Source organism: Kitasatospora sp. NPDC059571 (genome assembly GCF_042735675.1).
Lineage (GTDB): Bacteria > Actinomycetota > Actinomycetes > Streptomycetales > Streptomycetaceae > Kitasatospora.
On the sequence record NZ_JBHWBW010000414.1, the window covers coordinates 1 to 7179 of the forward strand.

Genomic DNA, 7179 nt, shown 5'->3' on the forward strand with positions numbered 1-7179 from the left:
GCCCCCGCCGGACCGGGCAAGGGCACTCCCGTCCGGATCCCCCCGGCCGACTTCAACCCCTTCGCTCCGCCGGCTCCCGCAGCCGCGCCTGCCGCACCCGCCGCGCCCGCGGAGGCCGCCCCAGCCGAGGGCAAGGGCACGCCGGTCCGGATCCCCCCGGCGGACTTCAACCCCTTCGCGCCGCCGGCACCCAGCGCCCCCGCCGCACCAGCCGCACCGCCGGCACCGGAGGAGCCCCCGGCGTACAGCCCGTTCGGCTGACCCGACCCGGCGCGGTGTCCACGGCCACGACGGCCGCGGGCACCGCGCCGCCGCATGTCCGGCGGGCATTCGCGCTGACGATTCGTCACGGCCCTTTCACTGTCGCATGGTCCAGACCTATTGCCAGCGCGTGTGACGGTCCTTACCCTCCAATGCACAGGATCCTGCGGCAACCCGACGGCCCGGGTCCCCGGCTCCGCCGTGCCCGGTCACGGCCGAGTCCTGCACCTGGCACCTCCCCACAGGTAGGGGAGCCCCCGGCCGTTCCCGGTCCGGGCTCCCGGACAGGAGCTCACCCATGCGCAGACGTCGGTTCCGCCTGCCCCTGCTCGCCGCAGGGACACTCCTCGCGCCCTTCCTGGCGGTCGCCCTGCCGGCCACCGCCGCACACGCCGCCTCCGCCACCGCCTCCTTCACCAAGGACCAGGACTGGGGCACCGGTTACGGCGGCAGCTACACCATCACCAACGGCACCTCGGCGACGATCAGCGGCTGGACGCTGGAGTTCGACCTGCCGTCCGGCAACAGCGTCTCCTCGCTCTGGAACGCCACCTACACCGTCGCCGCCTCGCACGTGACGGTGAAGAACCCGAGCTGGCAGCCGGACATCGCGGCCGGCGCCTCCTACAACTTCGGCTTCAACATCGCCTACTCCGGCGCCTACGCGCCGCTCGCCAACTGCAAGCTGAACGGGAAGCCCTGCGACGGCTCCGGCGGCGACACCACCGCGCCGAGCACCCCGGGCGGCCTGACCGGCGCCCTGAGCGGCAGCAACGGTGCGGCGCTGTCCTGGACGGCGTCGACCGACAACGTCGGCGTGGCCGGGTACGACGTGCTGGAGGGTGCCACCAAGAAAGCGACCGTCACCGGCACCTCCGCCACCCTCACCGGGCTCTCCGCCGGTGCGCACGGCTTCACCGTGGTCGCCTTCGACGCGGCCGGCAACCGCTCCGCCGCGGCCGGACCGGTCACGGTGACCGTGCCGACCCCGCCGGTGGACACCCAGCCGCCGACCGCGCCCGGCACCCCGGCCGTCACCGGCACCACCAGCAGCTCCGTCTCGCTCACCTGGGCGGCGGCCACCGACAACGTCGGCGTCACCGCCTATGACGTCTACCGCGGGAGCACCCTCGCCACGACGGTGAGCGGCACCGGTGCCACGGTGTCCGGTCTGGCCGCCGCCACCTCGTACAGTTTCACCGTGAAGGCCAGGGACGCGGCGGGCAACACCTCCCCCGCCTCGGGTGCGGTGACCGCCACCACCCAGACCGGCGGCGGCGGGGGCGGCGGCGCGATGAAGATCGGCTACTTCACGCAGTGGTCGATCTACGCCCGCGGCTACAGCGTGAAGCAGCTGGAGACCTCGGGCTCGGCGGCGAAGCTCACCACGCTCAACTACGCGTTCGCCAACATCCACCCGACCACCAAGCAGTGCTTCATCACCAACAAGGCGGCGGGCACCGACAGCGACCCGAACGCGGGTGACGGTGCCGGCGACGCCTGGGCCGACTTCGGCAAGGGCTGGGACGCGGGCACCTCGGTGGCCGGCACCACCGACACCTGGGACCAGCCGCTGGCGGGCAACTTCAACCAGCTCAAGCAGCTGAAGGCCAAGCACCCCAACCTCAACATCCAGATCTCCATCGGCGGCTGGTCCTACAGCAAGTGGTTCTCCGACGCCGCCTCCACCGACGCGTCGCGCAAGGCGCTGGTCAGCTCCTGCATCGACATGTACATCAAGGGCAACCTGCCGGTGATCGACGGCCGCGGCGGCGCCGGGGCGGCGGCCGGCATCTTCGACGGCATCGACCTCGACTGGGAGTGGCCGAACTCCGACGGGCACCTGGGCAACGTCTTCAAGCCCGCGGACAAGGCCAACTACGTGCTGCTGGCCCAGGAGTTCCGGCGTCAGCTCGACGCGCTGGGCGCCACCACCGGCAAGCACTACACGCTGAGCGCCTTCCTGCCGGCCGACCCGGCGAAGATCTCCGCCGGCATCGACATCCCGGGCCTGTTCGGGGCGTTCGACTTCGCCACCATCCAGGGGTACGACTACCACGGCGCCTGGGAGACCACCACCAACCAGCAGTCGGCGATCAGCCTCCCGGCGGGCGACCCCAGCCCGGCCAACCAGCGCTTCAGCTCCGAGATCGCCATCAACGCCTACGTCGCGGGCGGCGCACCGAAGAGCAAGCTGACGCTCGGCATCCCGTTCTACGGCCGCGGCTGGACGGGCGTGCCGCGCGGCACCACCAACGGCCTGTTCCAGACCTCGACCGGGCCCGCGCCGGGCACCTACGAGGCCGGGTACGAGGACTACCACAAGCTCAAGGACATGGCCACGAGCGGCGGTTACACCGTCTACCGGGACCCGGTCGCGGGCTTCGCCTACCTCTACAACGGCAACGTGCTCTACACCTACGACCATCCGACCGAGATCGCCCGCAAGACGGCCTGGATCAAGGCGCAGGGACTGGCCGGCGCCATGGTGTGGTCGTTCGACGGGGACACCAGCAGCGGTGAGCTGATGGCCGCCGTGGACTCCGGCCTGCGGTAACCCCGGGGCCGGGTCAGGCGCGGCGTGCCAGATGGACGACATCCGGCACGCCGCGCGCGACCGCCACCTCCACCGTGTGCACCTCGGTGAACCCGGCCGCGCGCAGGGCCTGTTCGAAGGCGGCGGACGGCCGCGCGCTCCACACCGCGAGCACCCCGCCCGGGGTGAGCCGGCGATGCGCGGCGGCCAGGCCGGCCGGACCGTAGAGGCCGTCGTTGGCCTCGTCGACCGTCCAGTCCGGGCCGTTGTCGATATCGAGGCAGAGCGCGTCGTAGGCCGGGCCGGGCCCGGCGAGGTGGGCCACCAGGTCGGTGTGCAGCACGGTGACCCGCGGGTCGTCGAGGGCGCCGGCGGAGTACGCGCCCAGCGGCCCCGTCCGGTGCCAGTCGATGACCGCCGCCTCCCGCTCGGCCACCGCGATCGCGCCCCAGCGCGGCTCGGCCGCCGCGTACGCGAGCGAGAAGCCCACGCCCAGGCCGCCGATCAGCACGGACGGGCGCTCCGCCGCCAGCAGGTCGAGCGCGGCCCGGACGAGCAGCCGCTCGGAGCGGCCGTCCGCCGTGTCCATCAGGAAGCAGCCGTTGGCGATGATCTCCAGGTGCTCGCCGCGGCGGCGCAGCACCACCTCGCCGTACGGGCCCTCGCGCCGGTCCAGGGTGACGGGCGTGGTGTCGTCCCTGACGGGCAGCTGGGTCATCGCGCGGCACCTCGTGGTCGTTCCGGTCCGATCGATCCGACTGTAGCCCTCAGCGGGTGACCAGGACACCGATATACGACGCCCCGGCGACCACCGCCCAGGAGGCCAGCCCGAGCGCGGCGATCCGGCCGCCGGTACGCCCCAGGGTGGGCAGGTCGACGGCGCTGCCGAGGCCGAACAGGGCTGCGGCGAGCAGGAGTTCGCGCAGCTGCTGAGCCTGCGCCAGGACGCCGTCGGGGAGCAGCCCGGTGGACCGCAGGACGGTGGCGGCCAGGAAGCCCGCCACGAACAGCGGCACCACCGGCGGCCGGCGGCCGGCCCCGGCCCTGGTTCCGGCCCCGGCTCCGGCTCCTCGTGCGACTCCGGGTGCGGCAGCTCGGCCGGTGGCACGGCGGCCGACCGCGACGGCCACCCCGGCGACCAGCGGGGCGAGCATCAGCACCCGCAGCAGCTTGACGACCACGGCCTCGCGCAGTGCCTCCGGTCCGGCCGTCTGGGCGGTGGCGACCACCTGTCCGACGTCGTGGACGCCCGCGCCGACCCAGCGGCCGAAACCGGTCGCGTCCAGGCCGAGCGGCTGGTGGAGCAGCGGCAGCACGGCGATGGCGAGGGTGCCGCAGAGGGTGACCAGCGCGGCCGACGCCGCGATGTCCTCCTCGTCGCTGCCCGCCGCCTCGCCGACCGCGCCGATCGCGGAGGCGCCGCAGATCGCATAGCCGGTGGCGACCTGCAGCGGCTGGTCGCCCGGAAGTCCGAGCCGGCGGCCCAGCCAGAGGGTGCCGCCGAAGGTCGCGGCGACCACCGCGAGGACCATGGCGACGGTCGCCCAGCCGAGGCCGAGCAGGTCGCGGACGCCGAGCGCGAGGCCGAGCAGGACGATGCCGGCCCGCATCAGCCGGCGGCCGGCCAGCGAGAGCCCGGTCCGGGCCCGGGGCCCGCGCCGCGGCCGAGCATCCGGACGACAGCGGACGAAACCTGGAAGCAGGGGGACATGAGCGACGACGGCACCACGGTCGAGGGCCAGGCCCTGGGCAACGGTCGGTACGTGCTGCAGCGCCTGCTCGGGCAGGGCGGCATGGCATCCGTGCACCTGGCGCGCGACACCGTGCTCGACCGCCAGGTCGCCGTGAAGACCCTGCACACCGACCTCGGCCGGGAGGCCTCCTTCAAGGAGCGCTTCCGGCGCGAGGCGCAGGCCGTCGCCCGGCTCCAGCACATCAACATCGTGCAGGTCTACGACAGCGGCGAGGACGTCGCGGCGGACGGCACGACCACGCCGTACATCGTCATGGAGTACGTCGAGGGCAAGGGCCTGGGCACCGTGCTGCGGGAGGCCGTCGCCCAGCACGGCGCGATGCCCACCGCACAGGCCCTGAAGATCACCGCCGAGGTGCTGTCCGCGCTGGAGGCCTCGCACGACGAGGGCCTGGTCCACCGCGACATCAAGCCGGGCAACGTCATGATCAACGCCAAGGGCGTCGTCAAGGTCATGGACTTCGGCATCGCCCGCGCCCTGCAGTCCGGGGTCACCTCGATGACCCAGACCGGCATGGTGGTCGGCACCCCGCAGTACCTGTCGCCGGAGCAGGCGCTCGGCAAGAGCGTGGACGCCCGGTCCGACCTGTACTCGGTGGGCTGCATGCTCTTCGAGCTGCTGACCGGCGGCCTGCCGTTCGACGGCGACTCGGCCTTCTCGATCGCCTACAAGCACGTGCAGGAGCCCCCGCCGGCGCCGTCCACGATCAACCGCGCGGTGACGCCGGCGGTGGACGCACTGGTCGAGCGGGCCCTGCGCAAGGACCCGGCGCACCGCTTCCCGACCGCGGCCGCGATGCGCGACGAGGTCGAGCGGGTCAACTCCGGTACCCAGGCGGGCGGTGTGCCGCTCCAGGCGTCCACCCCGCTGATCATCGGCGAGGGCCCGCGCTCGGTGCACGCGGCGCCGTCGCTGACCAACTTCCCGCCCGTCAGCGGCGACATCCGCACCCCGGCCCCGCAGGTGCAGCAGCCGTACCACCCGCAGCAGGCCAGCACCCCGCCGCCGTACCCGCAGACCCCGCAGCCCTTCGCCCAGGCCCCGCAGACCCCGCAGCCCTTCCCGCAGGCGCCGCAGACCCCGCAGCCGTTCCCGCAGACCCCGCAGCCGTTCGCCCAGCCGCAGGCGTTCCAGACCCCGACGCCGTTCCCGCAGCAGGTGCACCCCACCGGCCCGATGCCGGTGCAGCCGGGCCCGTTCGCGCCCAAGCCGGCGCAGACGAACAACAGCGGCTGCTCGACCGCGCTCGTCGTGGTCGGCGTGATCCTCGGCGTGATCGTGCTCGCGGTCATCATCGTGGCGATTGCGGCGGCCAAGGGCGAGCAGAAGAGCAACGACCCGTACTCGGGTGCGCCGGCGTTCCGCACGGTGGCCACCCGGGTCGCCGACCTGCCGCAGGACGGCCTGAACTGAGCGGGCGGCCCGGTCGGTGGGTTCCACGGTGACCGGGCCGAAGCGGTAGCGTTTCACAGGACGTAACCGACAGGGCGAGTGCGCGCCGAGCGTTGGCCCGGGGCGAGGAGCGATGGCACAGACCGATCGGCCTGGTGACGGCGAGGACGCGGACGGGCAGGCTCCGGCCGAGGTCCCGGACGGGGACACGGACGGCCCGGGCCGCGGCCCGGACGCCACCGCGGAGACCGAGGTGCTGCCCGAGGCGTCCGTGCTGCACACGCCCGGACGCGGCACGGCGGCCCCGCTCGGCACGGTCGGTGACGGCCGCTACCGGATCACCGGCCGGCTCGGCCGGGGCGGCATGGCCGAGGTGTTCGCCGCGCAGGACGTGCGGCTCGGCCGCACCGTCGCCGTCAAGCTGCTCCGCGCGGATCTGGCCGAGGACGAGATCGCCCGGCTGCGCTTCACCCGCGAGGCACACGCCGTCGCCGGGCTGAACCACCACTCCATCGTGGCGGTCTACGACACCGGCGAGGAGCAGGCCGGCGGCGAGTCCACGCCGTACATCGTGATGGAGCTGGTCGAGGGCCGCACCGTCCGCGAGCTCCTGGTGGACGAGGAGGCGCCGCCGGTCGACCAGGCGCTGATCATCATCGCGGGGGTGCTGGAGGCGCTCGCCTACAGCCACCGCAACGGCATCGTGCACCGCGACATCAAGCCCGCCAACGTGATCATCACGACCGGCGGCGCGGTCAAGGTGATGGACTTCGGCATCGCCCGGGCGCTCACCGGTGCGGCCACCACCATGACCCAGACCGGCATGGTGATGGGCACCCCGCAGTACCTGTCGCCGGAGCAGGCGCTCGGCAAGACCGTCGACCACCGCTCGGACCTCTACGCGGCCGGCTGCATGCTGTACGAACTGCTGGCGCTGCGGCCGCCGTTCACCGGTGAGACGCCGCTCTCGGTGGTCTACCAGCACGTCCAGGACATGCCGGTGCCGCCGTCCCGGGCCAACGCCCGGGTGCCGTCCGGCCTGGACGAGCTGGTGCTGCGCTCGCTCGCCAAGAACCCGGACGACCGCTACCAGACCGCGGACGAGTTCCGCGCCCATGTCCAGCACGCGCTGCGCCAGATGCACGGTGCGGCCGGGGCGGGCTATGCCGCGGGCTCCGCGGCCGCCGCCGCGGCCGCGGCCGCGCGGGCCCCGGCCGCCCGGCGGACCCCCCCCCC

The 7179-nt window shown here is 73.6% G+C and carries 6 protein-coding genes; 4 read left to right on the top strand and 2 right to left on the bottom strand.

Features of this window, described 5'->3' with window-relative positions:
• The coding region (locus ACFV0G_RS31475) for a hypothetical protein (RefSeq protein WP_380555382.1) at positions 1-261 on the top strand (261 nt) is incomplete at its 5' end.
• 298 nt (positions 262-559) lie between these two features.
• Positions 560-2818, top strand: a complete 2259-nt coding sequence (locus tag ACFV0G_RS31480; RefSeq protein ID WP_380555384.1) for a glycosyl hydrolase family 18 protein — start codon at positions 560-562, stop codon at positions 2816-2818.
• A 13-nt stretch (positions 2819-2831) separates the two neighbouring features.
• Here ACFV0G_RS31480 and ACFV0G_RS31485 read toward each other — a convergent pair whose 3' ends face one another.
• Together ACFV0G_RS31485 and ACFV0G_RS31490 are read right to left on the bottom strand one after the other, a co-directional pair.
• A complete protein-coding gene (locus tag ACFV0G_RS31485; RefSeq protein ID WP_380555386.1) occupies positions 2832-3515 on the bottom strand; it encodes a spermidine synthase in 684 nt (227 codons plus the stop codon).
• A 49-nt stretch (positions 3516-3564) separates the two neighbouring features.
• Positions 3565-4605 carry a YeiH family protein gene (locus ACFV0G_RS31490; protein ID WP_380555387.1) on the bottom strand — a complete coding sequence of 347 codons (1041 nt, stop codon included), beginning with the start codon at positions 4603-4605 and terminating at the stop codon, positions 3565-3567.
• Here ACFV0G_RS31490 and ACFV0G_RS31495 point away from each other — a divergent pair.
• Both ACFV0G_RS31495 and ACFV0G_RS31500 read left to right on the top strand, forming a co-directional pair.
• A complete protein-coding gene (locus ACFV0G_RS31495; RefSeq protein ID WP_380555388.1) occupies positions 4507-5964 on the top strand; it encodes a protein kinase in 1458 nt (485 codons plus the stop codon). The genes ACFV0G_RS31490 and ACFV0G_RS31495 overlap by 99 nt on opposite strands.
• Before the next feature lie 343 nt (positions 5965-6307).
• On the top strand, positions 6308-7179 hold an 872-nt coding region (locus ACFV0G_RS31500), incomplete at its 3' end, for a protein kinase (protein ID WP_380555390.1).